The 16,124-nt window shown below is 30.5% G+C and carries 17 protein-coding genes; all 17 read right to left on the bottom strand.

What is annotated here, in order from left to right; all coding sequences use genetic code 11:
• Positions 1-42: 42 nt before the first annotated feature.
• Positions 43-735: a hypothetical protein gene (locus CLFE_RS07325; RefSeq protein ID WP_077894707.1), complete on the bottom strand. Its 693-nt coding sequence runs from the start codon at positions 733-735 to the stop codon at positions 43-45.
• 153 nt (positions 736-888) lie between these two features.
• Positions 889-1,539, bottom strand: coding sequence for a Flp pilus assembly protein CpaB (gene cpaB / locus CLFE_RS07320; protein ID WP_077894706.1), 651 nt, complete (start codon positions 1,537-1,539; stop codon positions 889-891).
• A 19-nt stretch (positions 1,540-1,558) separates the two neighbouring features.
• Positions 1,559-2,161: a hypothetical protein gene (locus CLFE_RS07315; RefSeq protein ID WP_077894705.1), complete on the bottom strand. Its 603-nt coding sequence runs from the start codon at positions 2,159-2,161 to the stop codon at positions 1,559-1,561.
• A 15-nt stretch (positions 2,162-2,176) separates the two neighbouring features.
• The gene (locus tag CLFE_RS07310) at positions 2,177-2,608 is read right to left on the bottom strand and encodes a hypothetical protein (RefSeq protein WP_077894704.1); all 432 of its coding nucleotides are present in this window, start codon (positions 2,606-2,608) and stop codon (positions 2,177-2,179) included.
• A 25-nt stretch (positions 2,609-2,633) separates the two neighbouring features.
• Complete coding sequence (locus CLFE_RS07305; RefSeq protein WP_077834937.1) at positions 2,634-2,861, bottom strand: hypothetical protein; 228 nt, start codon at positions 2,859-2,861, stop codon at positions 2,634-2,636.
• Positions 2,862-2,951: 90 nt separating this feature from the next.
• The gene (locus tag CLFE_RS07300) at positions 2,952-3,794 is read right to left on the bottom strand and encodes a type II secretion system F family protein (protein WP_077894703.1); all 843 of its coding nucleotides are present in this window, start codon (positions 3,792-3,794) and stop codon (positions 2,952-2,954) included.
• A 21-nt stretch (positions 3,795-3,815) separates the two neighbouring features.
• On the bottom strand, positions 3,816-4,757 hold the full coding sequence (locus CLFE_RS07295) for a type II secretion system F family protein (RefSeq protein WP_077894702.1): 942 nt from the start codon (positions 4,755-4,757) through the stop codon (positions 3,816-3,818).
• Positions 4,754-6,037, bottom strand: coding sequence for an ATPase, T2SS/T4P/T4SS family (locus CLFE_RS07290; protein ID WP_077894701.1), 1,284 nt, complete (start codon positions 6,035-6,037; stop codon positions 4,754-4,756). The genes CLFE_RS07295 and CLFE_RS07290 overlap by 4 nt, the downstream gene beginning before the upstream one ends.
• Positions 6,038-7,372: a MinD/ParA family ATP-binding protein gene (locus tag CLFE_RS07285; RefSeq protein ID WP_077894700.1), complete on the bottom strand. Its 1,335-nt coding sequence runs from the start codon at positions 7,370-7,372 to the stop codon at positions 6,038-6,040.
• 259 nt (positions 7,373-7,631) lie between these two features.
• Positions 7,632-8,360 carry a hypothetical protein gene (locus CLFE_RS07280; RefSeq protein ID WP_077894699.1) on the bottom strand — a complete coding sequence of 243 codons (729 nt, stop codon included), beginning with the start codon at positions 8,358-8,360 and terminating at the stop codon, positions 7,632-7,634.
• A gap of 5 nt (positions 8,361-8,365) precedes the next feature.
• Complete coding sequence (locus CLFE_RS24460; RefSeq protein ID WP_077894698.1) at positions 8,366-10,246, bottom strand: 3D domain-containing protein; 1,881 nt, start codon at positions 10,244-10,246, stop codon at positions 8,366-8,368.
• 79 nt (positions 10,247-10,325) lie between these two features.
• Positions 10,326-12,392: a hypothetical protein gene (locus tag CLFE_RS07265; RefSeq protein ID WP_077894697.1), complete on the bottom strand. Its 2,067-nt coding sequence runs from the start codon at positions 12,390-12,392 to the stop codon at positions 10,326-10,328.
• Positions 12,393-12,407: 15 nt separating this feature from the next.
• Positions 12,408-14,267, bottom strand: a complete 1,860-nt coding sequence (locus CLFE_RS07260; RefSeq protein ID WP_250944748.1) for a VirB4 family type IV secretion system protein — start codon at positions 14,265-14,267, stop codon at positions 12,408-12,410.
• The gene (locus CLFE_RS07255) at positions 14,245-15,015 is read right to left on the bottom strand and encodes a hypothetical protein (protein WP_077895255.1); all 771 of its coding nucleotides are present in this window, start codon (positions 15,013-15,015) and stop codon (positions 14,245-14,247) included. Before CLFE_RS07255 ends, CLFE_RS07260 begins: the two co-directional genes overlap by 23 nt.
• Before the next feature lie 15 nt (positions 15,016-15,030).
• A complete protein-coding gene (locus CLFE_RS07250) occupies positions 15,031-15,378 on the bottom strand; it encodes a PrgI family protein (RefSeq protein ID WP_077895256.1) in 348 nt (115 codons plus the stop codon).
• A gap of 42 nt (positions 15,379-15,420) precedes the next feature.
• On the bottom strand, positions 15,421-15,774 hold the full coding sequence (locus tag CLFE_RS07245; RefSeq protein WP_242951721.1) for a hypothetical protein: 354 nt from the start codon (positions 15,772-15,774) through the stop codon (positions 15,421-15,423).
• A 16-nt stretch (positions 15,775-15,790) separates the two neighbouring features.
• Positions 15,791-16,090 (bottom strand): hypothetical protein, encoded by a 300-nt coding sequence (locus CLFE_RS07240; RefSeq protein WP_242951722.1) that lies wholly within the window; start codon positions 16,088-16,090, stop codon positions 15,791-15,793.
• Positions 16,091-16,124: the final 34 nt, after the last annotated feature.

Below are 16,124 nucleotides of genomic sequence, written 5' to 3'. Positions count from 1 at the left end.
AAAAATAAGCGTACCATTTATCTGATACACTTAAAAATTAGTTTAATTACTCATATTCGCAAGTTGATCAACCTCACTTTGTGTTGGTTGTTGTTTGCCTACATTTTCTCCAATATGACTCGTATCAAAATTACTTTTTGATACTGGTGCTTGATAACTACTATGATCCCCTCCGTTATTTCCCCCAGAATTTGAAGGACCATTTCCGCCTGAATGACCACCATTAGATTCATTTCCACTTGAGTGACCTTTACCAGAAGAAGGACTACCTCCTTGGCTTATAACTCTAGAACCTCCATTATTATTTGAAGGATTAGGATTATCTTTACTACCTACAGATGAAGAATTATTCTTTCCACTCGATTGCTTCTGTTGTGATTGTGCTACTTGTTGCTGTTTTTGTTCTTGTTGAGCTGCCGCTTGAGCAGCATCCTGTGCAGCTTTTTGTGCTGCTTGCTGTTGTGCCACTTCTTGTGCTTTTTTGGCTTCAGCTGCTTTCTTAGCCTCTTCTTCCTTTTGTTTTTTTATTTTATCTGCCTTAACTTTTGCTTTTTTTGCTAAAGCTGTTTTATGTTCTTGAATTTGTTTTGCCTGTGCTAAATTGTTTAAATGTATTTTATAAATAACGCCAGTTGCTCCGCCTCCAGCTATTACAACTGCTACAGTTCCAGCAATTATTTTTGTCTTTACAGACATATTTAAAATATTCTTTATTAATATCTTCATCTTTCCCATCATAATTCTCCTTATTTATATGTTTTTTCATAAATAACTTTTTATTTCCTTTTATTAATTTCATTTTACAATCTAATTTATAAGTTTGCAAATGAATTTAAACTTTTAAATTTAATTTTTTAATTATTTTCTATATAAATAAGGCAACTTTATTTATTTTGCTATTGAAGATTTTGCTATTGTAAAATAACCAGAAGATAGGTGACCTGATATCTTTATAAATTCATCTTCTGATCCAGCGATCAATATTGATGCTGCAACAACATTTTTGTCATTATCATTTAAAAATTTACCTTGCGAATCAACCGCACCTAAAATCTTTACATGTCTTCCGTCTATTTGTGCTTGATTTTCTACTCCTTGAGTATTGTTATTTACAGTATGTGCTATATCTACTACATCTCCTTTTCTAAGAGTTCCTGCAAAAACATCGCCATTTATTTTATTAATAGGTATCGAAATTTCCTTTTCGTTTTTCTTCAAAAATATTTTTGAATTATCATCTTTATCTGCTATTCTATTCTTATTAATAGTTTCACCTTTATATAAATTGGATAAAGCATACTTATCTTTTATGTCATCAAAGTTCTTAATATCATTATCATTAACATCACTAGAACTATATTGAACCTTTTTAAAATCACTTTCTTTAATTAAATTACCTTGATTTATATCCTTTGTTGCAACTAAAACTTCTGTTTTTGGTATTTTATTCACAGCTTTATCTTCTATATAAATTAGTGTTCCGAACAAAGCAGTTGCAATAAAAACAGTTCCTATAAGTGTTTTAACTCTAAAATGCACTTTTATCATCCTCTCTTATTTAGTTTTTAACTAGATCCGTACCAACAGATGTTGTAACTTCTTTTTTATTACTAAACATTAAGTCTATATTGTACTGAATAGTTGCATGTACAGTTGTATTTTTTACTATTGCATTATTTACAGTTTTAACAATACCTATATTTTTATCTTTAACTTCATTCATTACAAAAATATGTGTATTATCACTATATGTAAATATTTCAACATCATTTTCTTTAACATTGTAGATTGTAAATTCTTTTATTGTAACTGTGCCATCAGCAACACTGTCACTTAATCCATTCATATTAGAATCAAGTCTCATATTTTTCTGTAAGTATTGCTTGAATGTTTCAAAAGCTCCTTCGGCATCTGTTATTCTCAAATCACTATTATTTATAGCTAAAGCTTGTTGGTCTATATTTTTATAAGTTGCAAGATTTGATAAAGTTACATCATCTTGAACTCCTTCAGCTCTACTTACTAAAACTTGATGAAATAAAATAAACATTCCAAATAGTCCAATAAGTATAATCGTAAATAAACTTAATATAGCTATTGCAGTATTACCTTCATTTTTCTTTTTTAAAATTTTACTATACACCTTTCTTATTTTCTTCATTATCACCACCTCATTTTAAGGAACTATTACCTTTTTACTAGTAGAACTCTTTTGTATATTCACAATTTTTTCTTCACTAGTAAAGCTTGGTATTATACTATTGGTAACAGTTATCTTTTTCACATTATCTTTGTAACTTACATTTAAATATACATCACTCCCATATGTCACTGGAGAAGTAATAGCTGAAATGTTTACATTACTTATTCCTATAGTCTTAAATTCAGATTCAATCGCTGATATATTTTCATTAGATAAGTACCCATTCTCTTCCTCTTTCAACATATACTTTCTTACTATAGTCTCAGCTTTAATTTTGGTGTTTATTGGAATCATATTTTCTGTAAAATACACCATAATAGTTCCAATAACAAAAACAGCAATTAAGGTTGCAACAACAACCTCAATACTGCCTTCACTTTTTTGTTTTAATCGTTTTTTTAACACATAATCACTCCCTTAAGTGATCCTATTAAGAGAATATATTTTTAGTAGTATTTGAGAACCACGTTTGTACGCTTGACATAAATCCACTTATAAGCGTTTTATACATAGGGTAGGTTATGAGTAAAAATACTGCTATAATTACTAAAACCGCTACAGTGTTTACCTCTCCTTTCTTATTCTTTAAAACTTTATTTTTAACTCCTTCCTTTAAAGACACTACCTTTGTAGCCAATACAATTCCTAAATTTTTCATTTTTACAACACTCTCTTCTTTTAAAATTTTTCATTACAATAAAAAAGGTCACAGTTTCCTGTAACCCATAAAACAAATATTAAATTATCATTAACTAAAAATCTTATGAGCACTTTGCATTAAGTTAACACCTATAGCATAGTAAACAATTGCAATAATTCCTCCTAAAAGTAGCATGGATATAATTAAAATATACATATCTATTTTTTCCGTCTCACTAGATGTATAAAAAGAGTTTACAGCTTTCAAGGCTGAACTTTGATCGTCTATTGCTTCTTCTTTTAAACCACTTGATAAGCTTTCCTTCATAAGTGCAACAAAAGAATCTATCTCATGCATATCATACTCATTATTAAATTCATTAAGTGCCATTTCAATATTTTTAGATAAGTTTATTTTAGCCGCCAATCTTATAAGACTTTTCTTGAATCTTTTACTTTTACAAACTGCATGTGCCCCCAATAATGCATGCCCAAGATTTACTCCTGCAACTGTTTGTAAACTTATAAGATCATAAACATCTGCTAAATCCATCCTTATTTTATTTTTATCATCCTCATTACTCAAATAATTTACTATATCTACTGAAAAAAAACCTAATATAGCTGTTATTAAGGCTACAGTAAATCCAACTGGATTAATACCCATATAACTAAATCCTGTTATTAAAAAAATAACTGCTAATAAAATTTTTAGTAGTATATATCTATTAACCGTTAATTTTAGCGGATTACCGCATATAATAAGTTTCCTTTCTATTTTGTGTATATTAAAATATTTAACCAGTGAAACATTATCCTTCTTGTTTCCTTCATTACTTTTTTTAATATTTCTGTATTGTTTACTAAATCGAAACTTAACTGTCCTCCTGATGTAGTATGCAATTATAAGCATACATATAAGAAGTGCAGTATTCAAAACAACATATTCCATTTTTGCACCCCTTTCTAATTTCTAATAATTAAACTCTTTAAGAGTTATACATTTGTATATTGCTATCAGAACTACACATATCATATATCCAACAAGAATTTGTCCTGCTGTTGTTCTTGTCAAAAGAGCATAAAAGTTACTTGTAATTCCAGAGAGGGAATGTAATATTACTAAACTTACCCCTACTATTGCCATAATACTTATTTGTGCTGACCTAACTTTTTTCTTCCTCTTCTCTTTTCCCTCATAATAATTTCTAACCACTACCCTAGTTTTATCAAGGAGCTTTGAATAATTAGCATTGTTTATGGAACATATATATAAGTTTTTAAGTATATTCTTAAGTCTTATATTTTCAACTTTGTTTATATAATTTTCAAAGGCTTTTTCTATAGGAATTCCAAATCGTATATCTCTTATAAAATCATCATTGTATGTTCTGATTGGTTCCTTAAGTTTTTTAGTTGTTTCTTTCATCATGAAAACAATATTGTTTTCTATATTAGCATTACTTTTTAATGAACTTATGAAAAACATTATGCTATTATCAATTCTATCAAAATTTATTTGGATCATTTGTTTTAAAATCCCATAAAAAATAAGAGGTATTGCTAAAAATGCCTCAACAGTAAATATCCAACTTTCATATAGTTTAAAAATAAAAGCTGAAAATAAGAAGGATATAATAAAAACTCCTACGACAAATAACTCGGAGTTCATATATTTAAAGTATTTTCTTATGCCTGACATATATATTAGTGAATCTAATTTTCCAAAGATATTCTTTTTCTTCTTTCTGTATGCTTCATCTACCTTTTTATCTAACAACCTTTCTCTGTACTTTTTATCCAAATAGGACAGTACCTTATTTATTTTATTTTTATTTATAAAAAGCTTTGTAATACCATAAGATACAACAATAACAACTAAAAATAAAATTAAATGTAAGGCAATAATCATCATTTATCACCGCCATTAAAATAATCATAATATTGTATTTTTCTCTGTACTTTTTCGCAGCTGTCATTTAACTTTTCAAAACTTCCCTTATTAAATTTAAATACAGAGTTAAAATCAAGCTCCTTATTATTCTCATCAAAGCCCGAAACCTCCGTTATTTCATTAACTTTAAAATCTTTCATAAATATTATAATGTCTATTGCTGAAAGTAATTTTAATATAGCATATCTGCTCAAATTAGGATTTCCTTCCAACATATAATCAACCATTTTTTCAACAGCTTCTTTTGAGCTATTGGAATGTACAGAAGCCCAACCAATATGTCCTGTGCCAATTACCTTAGAAAGACTTAAAGATTCTTTACCTTTTATCTCTCCTATTATTATCATGTCTAAATCTTCAGTCATTGCAAATCTCGTAAATCCATTTAAAGTATATTCAGTTATTTCTTTTTGTGACATCATGTTAGGATGCTTACTTGCAAATAACTCCTTCACTTCTTGTATTATAAGCCCAGATCTATCATATGGAACTTTTTCTAACATTGCATTTATGAGAGTAGTCTTTCCACTTCCACCTTTTCCACACAAAAGTATATTGGCTCCTACATTTATTTGCTCAACAAGATAATCATATATACTGTTATTAAACATACCTTTCTTAATCATTAAATCTTCAAGAAATAATTTTTTTTTAGGAAGTTTTCTTATTGATATATAAGCATTATCAACAGAATTTACAAAAGATGAACTTACACTTATTCTTAGAAGAAATTTTTCCGTACTGTCTGATAGAACTTGAAGTGCATTCTTTTTATCTAAAACACCACCAAGCTTTATAACAATGTAATTTGAAAATATATCAAAAGATTTTTTTGAAGGAAATTTAACCTTTGCAGGCATTCTTTTTCCTTTTATTTTTATCCAAATATTATCATAAGAAAGCACCCTTACATCTGAAATTTCTTCATTATCAATTAAGTCTTGAATTACATAATACCCAAACAAATAATCTTTAACACTCTTTATTAAATTGTTTCTATTTGTTTCGCTTATTTCAATTCCTCTTTCATCTACATAATTTAGTATTTCATTTTTGAGAGATTGCTCTGGAATCTTACCATTCTCTGTATCATTTATTAAATAAGGTCTTTTCTCTGTAAACTCCTTTATTATGCTGTCCACTAGAGTTATTAGTTCACTCCCTGCTTTTCCCACCTTTTTTCTATTTATGTCTTTTTTGTCTTTATAGTTAAGCTCTTCTACTAGGTTTACTTTTCCCATCTATAACACCTCTTTTTTGAAAAATACCTTATCGAAAAATCTACTTTGAGGAATATAATCAAATTTTTCTAAAATATTTATATAAGGTTTTATATCACTCTTCTTTAAAGCAATACTATCTATAAAAGGTTTTTGCTTATTTAAGGCTTCTTCTTTTCTAGTATCTTTTTTAAGATATCCTATTATGTTACATCCCTCAAAGAGTTTTTCAATGGTCTCACTATCTAAACTACTACTTGAAATTTCAGAAATAACAAACTTTAATTTTTCTTTATTTACTATAGTTTTTAGACTATCCACTAAAAGAAGAGTGTTTCTTATACTTGTATAATTAGGCTTAACAATAAGTATATTATCCGTTGCAATTTTTATTGATTCAAAAGTACTTGCCAAACTTATATCTGGATTTGTATTTATAAGTATAGTGTCATAAATCCTACTTGCTATGTTAACTATTTTTGAAAAATAATCATTAGGTGTTTTTTCAAACAACATTAGATTATAGTTTCCTGTTGCCAAATCTAAATTTTTATATTTTGTCTTTTTAACAAACTTAGCAAAATTACTCTCGTTTAAATTATTCCTTTCTATGGCATTATACATTAAAGTAAGACTTGTACTTTTTTCCACATCATATTTACTTTCAATGTCTACTTCCCTAGTCACTCCAAGAAAATTATCCATAACAGGGAATAATGTATTAAAATCTAAAATCAATATCTTTTGATTTGTTTTCTTTGATAAAAGCACAGAAAGTTGTGTAATTAAATCTGCTGTCAAAAGTGCGTTGTCTGTAGTATAGCAAGTAATTACCTTCTTTTTTAAAATTTTAGTCTTATATACTGTCTCTGTAACTTTAACTGGCTTTTCAACTATTTTTTCTACAATCCTAGTTTGCGTGTTGCTGCCTTCTTTTATAATCTTAACTGGTGTTCCTGTCTCACCCTCTTTAAGTTCCATGTTGCTATATTTCAAGTAAATATCTGTAATGTCTGAAAATGAATTTGGTTTTAAAATTAATTTAATTACATCTTGGGGTTCCACAGGATCAAACAGTATGTCATTGGAATACTTAAAACATCTTTTAACACCTAACACATCATCACTGCTTGTTAAGTATATTATTCTAGTATTTTTAGATTTCAGTAAGAAGAATAACTGTTCTAAATTCATATCTCCCATAAGTCGCTTAGATACAACTGCAACATCAAATTTTTCCTTATCAAAGAATTCTCGATAATTTACCACTGTTATTTGTATATCTTCATTTTCTTTAAAGTTGCTGCATATCTTTTCATCAAGCTCGGTCATTCCTGTTGCTATTGCCACTCTCATTCTTTATTACCTCCTCATATTTTATTTTTCTACACAACAAAAAAGCAGCTGCTTAAATTAATAAACAACTGCTTAACTAATAAAGGAGGAATAGTCCTAGATAACTAAAAGTTTACATGAGTAAATTTTTTACTAGCACATATTTTTATATAATTTCTCTAAGGACAATACTATTGTATATCATATTCATGACAAAAAGGTCTCCCTATTTGTCCTTATTTTGTCTGCAATTTTTCTTAGTTTTGTCTGCAATTTGTCCCTACATTATTTTTATATTTAATATAGCTCGATTATGTTTAAACTCTAAGTTTATATTAAATGCTTGGCATTTGTTTTCATTTAAATGCACATTCAGTATGAATCTTAGATTATTATCATCTTGCTTATTCAAATTGTCTATAACTCCATACCTTGATTTAGAATTATCTCCTCCAACACTGAGTTTGTTAATTAATGCCCTAAGAGAATTTACATCATCTATCCCATACAAGTAGTCAATTCTGTCCTTATTCTTTAATATATATTTACTCAAAGCTTTACCATTGTTTTTAATATTTAAAGTTTCTCTATGAAGTTTTGGCATATCTTCTACTGCTTCTTTTAACCTTTTCTCTATCAAAAACATTTCATCTAAAGATACCAGCTTATCATCGTATAAATCATTTATATTGTCTACATAAAAACTTCCATTACTCTTTCTTTCATTTGATGTATTAGCTCCTACATTTACATTATTATCATCCTTGCTCTCAAACTTTTTAAGCTTATCATTTTTTTTGCTTTCACGCTTTATTTCGATATTTACTCTTTTTTCCTTTCCATCTTCTATATTAGATTTTGCACTTTTAACCTTAGTTTGAATGTCTTTTTTAGGATTAATGGTATGATTATCTACATAAACAAATTTTAAAAATAAGAATACACCTAATCCCATAAACAATGCTGTTATAATACTTATAATAATTATAAATTTAAGTTTCCTGTTCATTTTATCTACCTTCTAACCTTTATATTTACAGTTCCAAAATCATCACATCTTGCAGTATCCTCAGCTCCTCCAAAACCCATGAACAAATCTATATGATTACCTTTTATTGCTCCACCTGTATCATGTGCTGTATACCAACCATTTAAATCATACCTTTGTCCGTTTTTAGTTTGATACCTCTTATTATCAGGAAATTGAAGATACACCCTAGTTCCAAGTTTTATTACACTTGGATCAACTGCAATTACCCTACTTGTAAAATCCTTTCCATCAAGATTTGTTCCGTCTGCTGTAGTTCCGCTTCCTTCCATAGCATCATGAACTCCACCGTAGGCTGTACATATAAAACTTTCATACTTTATATTAGGATTGTTAAATGCCCAAAAAACATTGGCTTCTGATGCTATTCCTTCCATTGGAAATTTATTTATACCTGTAGCCGGGTTAGGATCATTTATGAGCACTTGTCCATCTGAATCGATTCCAGTTAGTACAATAAAATGTCCACCTTTAGTAAAATGCCCAGCGTGCATACTTGCAACTACTGGATTACCGTTTTTAAGTTGGTCATATATATAACTATAGTTTGATGACTCTATTTCACCTGAACTATTAATTCCAAATCTTGAAGTGGAACCACTATCAAATAACGCCCATGAAGTACCTTCTCCACTAGAACTATTGTATCCAGAAGCTATTGAATACTCTGCTGCTTCCCCTGGATCTAATATGCCATCCTTATTTTTATCCCATGATCCTAAATTTCCACCAAGTCCTGAAATTATCATTGCAAAACTTGTTGGACCACATCCACTTGTTGCTACATCTCCCTGTCCATAAAGTACATTTGCCCACCTTGCATCAGTCTGTCTAAAAAGCGGTATTTGTCCCTCAAAACCTCCATCTGCTCCAGCTTCTAATATATCATTTACTATACTGTCCTCATTAGGGTCTTTGTTCATCCAATCTCCATTTTGACTCTTTGTATCGTAATCATTACTAGCACCTTCTATAACAAAATGTGCAGCCATTTTAAGCTTATCCTCAGTATCTTCATTTGAAAATTCCTTCTTGATTATACTTTTTAATCTTTCCATATCCTTTCCACTTTCAGTTACCTTATCAATCACTGGAGTATCAACCTTTGTTGTTGTAGTCGTAGTCTCTGTTACTGTTTCCATTTCAGGTTTTTTATTTGGATCATTAGTTATTGGCTGATTATCTTTAGGCTTTTGATATGTTCTAGTTTTTGTTTCTGTCTTAGTCTCTGATTGAACTTTATATGTTATATCCACTTTTCCTTTAAGTGCATCAGCACTTGTTAAAAGCTTTACCTTTTCTTTTGTAATCTGTGGTGCTGCATTATCGTTTTTACCTGTTGAATCTTTTGTGTTGATATTAACCGTTGTAACTATATAATCATCCCTATAATTAAAATCTGGCTTTAAAAGCTCTGCATATTCATATATAATATCCTCGGCACCTGCAAGCCCTGTTTGTCCATTCTTTGATACTATCTTATCTATGTCTTGCCCTTTTTCCATTTCTGCAAGTGATATAAAACCTTCAACATTTCCCTCTGTAAGCGCCACCTTTTTTGCCATACCATACATATCATCCATCGGACCATTTGCATCTTTAACTTTTTTAGACAAGTACTCCTGAAGCTCTTTGTTTTGATAAGTATTAAAGTTATCACTTATTGTCTGATCACCCATAAAGCCAGTTTTGGCTACAGATATAGCAAATATCACAATAAATAAAAAAGATAAAAAAATAAGTCCCCAAGGGAACATTATTTTTTTTATTAAACCCTTGAGAACTGTTTTACCTTTCTTTTTAGCCATATTCTTAAACATACCGCCTAATCCATTATTATTTTTCACCTAATTTGCCCCCCTTCCAAAAAACAAGAAACAGTCTATACAAACCGTATGAACTGTTTCCTATAAGATATTTTTAATTTTATGACCAGCCATTAAAGCCATCTATGGATGTATAGGGATTAGTTTGTGCTATGATTTTTGTCTTGTCTTTATCTTCTAACCTATTAAATGGATGTGCCTTAGCTAAATTCATAGCGGCGGCACTATTATTTCCCTGTGATATATTCTTAGAAAAGCTACTTACGTTATGAGCTGTTCTTAAAGTTTTACCTACCTTAGTATTGGCGGTGTGATTTAATAATGCATTTGCTGGTTTATTTAAAACTTTTAACTTTTTAAAGTTAGCTTTCAAATCATCATTTCCACCAAATAAAGTCTCCATAGCTTCCTTTTTATCTTTAGCAAGTCCCAGCTTCTCCATCTGTGAAGCCGTCTTATACATGGCTTTAGCTGTTGAAATTCTATTTTGAACTCCACCTACTAGATTTCCTCCTGCCTGAGCTAATCCCTTAAACATAGGATCTCCTGCTGTCATTGCTGTTAAAACTCCTTTTGCTCTACTTCCTGCCTTATTATTTGACATTTCAGCATTTAAATTATCTGCTAGAATTGAATTGTTTAATCCTTGTTTTGCACTATCTTGTTTAAATTGTTCTATTGTTGTATCAGGTTTATCCATATTATATTCTTCATCATTGTTCCCAACTGGAAAGCCATCACCCATATTATAATTTCCGTAGTCTTTTAGATTGTCTCCAAAAGATGTAGCATTTTTAATTGAAGAATTTGAACCCTTTACAGAATTCCCACCCTTAAATGAACCTCCAAGAGTATTTCCAAATACCTTATTTCCTATCTCTGAAGCTTTAAAATCTTTAAAACCTCCACCACTATTTCCACCGCTGTGATTTCCTCCTACTGTCATTCCAAAGGCTGCCGTCATGCCTCCTGCTATAGCCCCCACAGTTCCAAGTGCTCCTCCTGCCAGTGCAGTTTCATCCAATCCTGAAACCTTTGTGAAAAATCCTTGTAGTGAATTTCTAAGCATTTCTGAAATCTTTGTTAAAGCTGTCATCCATACTAATGCAAGAAGCCAGTCCTGCCATGTTGAAGCGCCTAATGCTGCTATCATTGCTGTAAAAGTAAAGGCATAAAAAAACTGCATAGATGCATTAGTTATTATTTCCCCAAACCAAATAGCCGCCGCATGTACTTTATGATTTATCCCCCATAATGCAATAGCTATTGGAGTAAACACGTACATAACTGTAAGTACAACTTTTCGACTTAAAAATATTATGTTTATTCTAACTATCTGCCACGCATAAAGAAGATGCACTATAGCTGTAGTTACTGGTGAACCTGTTTTCAATGAAGATAACGCAGATGTAGTAAATGCTGGACTTTTCGATACATCACCTAAGATTGATTTTGTTGCCGTAGTTAATGCATCTGTAAAAGCATTAAATAGCTCAAATAAGCCTTGAATAAATAATGGAGCTACGGCTAAAAGAAAAGCACAAATAAACCAGTTCATTAATTCTTCCTTTAAGTCTATTCTTTTAGCAGTAGAATCTGAGAATATAATCATACTAAAACCTGTTTTAGCAATCATAATGAGAAGAAGCGGTGCAACTAAAGTACACATAAGAACATATAGGTAATTTAAATTTTGCCACTCTGCATCTTTAAAGGGTGCTAAATTAAGCTTGTCAGTGTTAAAAATCAAATCACCTAAGGGCTTAAATCCAATTCCTGCATCAACAATTTTATCTACTGCCTTTGGTACAGTGTCTATAACTTCTCCTACTGCACGCACTACAAAAGAACCACCATCATCGCTATTATCTATCTTTGAGGTATCACTTATAGCTACATTCTTGGTATTAAGCTCTACTCCTGATGTATTAGCTACCCAGCCTAAAAATCCGGCAAGAATTAAACTTATACCAAGTATAAAACCACCAGCTGCTATTTTCCCTAATGACTCCATAGCTTTTTCTCTTGAATCCTTTTTATGTGCTGTAATAAGCATTTTTATACCCAGCATAATTATTGCAAATGCCATTGATATTCCGCCAAAGGCACTTATATATTCATATATTATTCTAGTAGGAGCATCTGCATTTGACGATATAAAATTCAATTTAAAACCTCCCTTCTATGAAGTTTTCACCATATCCCATTCAAACTCAAAGGGTTTAACGTGCATAAGTACAAGTTCTTGCTCTGAAAGCAGTATTGCTTGTCCCGAAATAAAGGTAGTCATAAGTTGCCTACACCTAGCAGATAGACCTAAAAACTCACAAACCTTTTTAGCAATAGCTTCTTCTTGTTTTAAAAGTATTTTTGTACCACACAGATGTATAATCGCCTCTGTCTCTTTACTACCTATAAAATCCTGCATAAACTGAGTAGCTAAAGTAAGAGCTATTTTAAGTTTTCTTCCTAATCTAGCTATAAGCTCTAAAAAATGAAGTGACCTTTCAAACTTTGCAAATAAATGTCCTTCATCAACTATAACTTCCTTTTCAATATCCTTGTATTTGTAGTTAGAAAAGGTTGTCCATATCCATGACAGGCTGTTTATCATAGCATAAAATTTTGTAAATTCATCAGTTAAATGCTTGTAACTTATAGCAATTATTTTGCTGTTAAAATTTATAGTAGATTTGCAATCAAACATTGCCATAGGACCATCACCAGTTATCATTTTCATAACCTCTATAAGTTCTTTTACTCCTTGTGAGCCTATAGTTTTATTTCTTTCAATAAGCATATTTCTTAAATCACTTAATGTTGGTAAATCCTTTTTAATGTTTCCTGTATAAAACTTACCTTCCTTTTCATAGGTTTTCTCTTCATAAAGACTTTTAGGCGCTTCTGTAATTCCTAAGTTTTCATAAAGTTTTGCTACACTTTCATCTACTGCTGTTATTTCCTCACCTTGAAGTGGATTTCCATTTCTAAACTTCTCTGAAAATATTGAAATCATTTCTATTATTTCTGAACGTTTTCCATATATATCAATCTTCTTCTTTCCATTTTCATCTTCCTCAACCTCTATTTCAAAAGGATTTATACCAGATTTAACCCCTGGTTTAAGCTGTATATACTGTCCTCCTAATTTATCTATAAGAGGGCGGTACTCCTCCTGTGGATCGAGTACGACTGTCCATCTTCCGGCAGCTGCTGAACGTGCTGCTTTGAGCTTTAAAAAGACAGATTTTCCTGCGCCTGTAGTTCCACTTACAAAGGTGTGGGGATTTGTTAAGGTTGGTGCTCCTATAAATTCGTTATATACTATCGGCGATTTAGTAAACATATTTTCACCATAGAATATTCCATTTTTATGACAAAGCTCAGTATTTCCAACTGGAACTAAACAGGCAACAGAACCAGTTACCATATTTCTAAGTCCTTCTGAATACTGCATATTAAGGTTAGGTACTCCTGTTAAGAAGCCTTTAAGTTGATCTCCCACAAGACATTTACTAACAAGCGATTTTCTTGCACAAATTGTATCGAATTTTTCAGACTTTTCTTCTAGTTCATTTAGATTTTTTCCCCACAAAAATACTATAGGCTGTACATAAAACATTCTTTCTGTATTAGTCTGTATTTGTGCTCTTGTTTCATCCAAATCTTCTGCCGCCAGTTTCATTCCATAATCCATAGAGTATCCATGTTTTAATTGAAGATTTATATTACTCATATACTGACTATACTTTCCAGTAAGTTTTCTTATTACAGATCCATCTGGTATGTTTTCAATATAGGTTGTAATATCAATATCTCCAATTTGAAATAATTCATTTAAATAGCCTACTGTCATATTTCTTGGAAAACCTATTATGGCGTAAACTCTTGAGTATCTTCCTGGACCTAGATAAATATAATCCTTTCCTTCAATAATTCCATCAGGCGATATAATATCCATAATATTTATAGTTCCTTTTTTAAAGAAATCACTCTGACTATCTTTTTTATCTTTATTTTTATTCTTCTTCGATTTCAACAACCTTTCCAACTCCCTCTGTATATAAATCAAATGCTCCATTTTTCTCTAAATCTTCTATGTTTACATTTTTACCTCTGTTAAATATATCACCTAAAAGCTGAGCCTCACCTTCTGAAGTTAACAGATTAACCTTCATTCTAGCCCTTGAAAGTCCTCCAGCTATATTGTCTACTCGTGCTTGAAGTTCATTTAAAATATTCTTTTCATCCTTTCCTTCAAGATAAGCTCCCACTGTACAAAAGCTTTTTCTAACATATATACCTTTTTCATTTTCAAGCTTCCTATATGATGTATAAAGCTGTGAGCAGTAGTCCTTTAAACTATCTGAAATCAGAGTATCCGAACTATTCATTGTTTTTTCCACAAGCTCCGCCGGTTCTCTTATTTCTATTTTCTTCAAGGTTGTGTGAAATTGAACTGGAAAATTTAATGACAAGGCTGACATCATAAGACAGTCTTCAAAAGAAGTTTGCTCTTCATCTGTTAAAAGCTCAAAGTCAGGAGAAGATATTGATAAATTAACCCTTATAGAGCCGTTTTTCATATATATTTTGCTATCCTTTAATTTCTTAATTCCAGTGAGTTTTTTTAATTCACTACTATTTATCTTGCTACTCTCACTATCCTTTTCCCCTTCATTTAAATTACTCTTTGTCTTTTTAGGCTTGCTTTTCTTTCTTGTATATAAAACAACACTTCCTAAAAATATAAAAGCCAAAATAGGAAACACCAAAGCTATAATTAACATTTAGTTTCCTCCCTTCTATTTTCTAAATTTAAACATTTTATTTCTCATTTTGAACTTAAGCATTTTTATAAGGTATTTATCAAAATTGTAAGTATCCTCTACTTTATAAAAAGCACATAGGGCTGAAAATATAACAATTGCAAACGCTACTACTAATCTTATGGTTAAATTAATTGGATGCAGTGTTATATTAGGCGAATGACCTAGGCTTCTTGTAACTGTCATATAACTTCTATTTGCTAAAAATAAAATTGCAATTAAAAAGACAGAAAGTATTATCCAACCAAACTGCCTTAAAGAAATATATCCACCTATAATTTTGTCTTCTTCATTTATGTTGAATGGGACTTTAAAGTACCTCATTGTTCACCTCCAAAAAATAGGCAGATTTCTCTGCCCTAAAATTTATTGTCCAAATCCAAAGAACAGTCCTGCAAAAATAGCAAAACCGCCTATTAAAAGTGATGCTATTATTACAGTTAAAATTGAATCCATAGCTTCGCTTCTTGCTTCTTGTTTCTTACTTGCCATAAGCATTTTTATTCCTATAACAACAACTGCTATTCCAATTAAAGCACCACCAAAGGCTTCGGCTATACCTTGATTGGCGGTAAATATATGTGATGCAACTTCACTTGGTGTATGTTTTGTTATTTGGCTGTCTGCATATACATGTACATAATTAGATAATGTTAGAGCTAAACCAGTAGCTCCTACACATATCTTTGTTCCAAAATTTTTAATCTTTTCTTTTAACATTCATATCATCCTTTCATTACTTAATTACAACATTTTGTATTGTTTTCAAAAGTCCTATAAAAACTGGCATTGAGAAATAAAAAATAAGTGCCAATGTTATAACACAAAAATCTACTCCTCCCATCTTTTTTATAGTTTTTGAATGAAATATTGCACCTCCTATTAAAAAGATAAAAGCTACAGCATATCCTAATAACGCTAAAGGATATATAACTGGCGTTATTGTATTATAGATAACTGTAACTACATCAATAAGTTTAGAACTTACTAATTCTGGGGATACTGCTTTAATTGAATTTAAAGACTGTGCATCCACTTAACCTCCTCCTTTCAACAATTTTTCAACAAAC

Source organism: Clostridium felsineum DSM 794 (genome assembly GCF_002006355.2).
GTDB classification, from domain to species: Bacteria; Bacillota; Clostridia; order Clostridiales; family Clostridiaceae; genus Clostridium_S; species Clostridium_S felsineum.
Note: the sequence above shows the minus strand (reverse complement) of the source record. Positions and strands in the feature narration are given on the sequence as shown.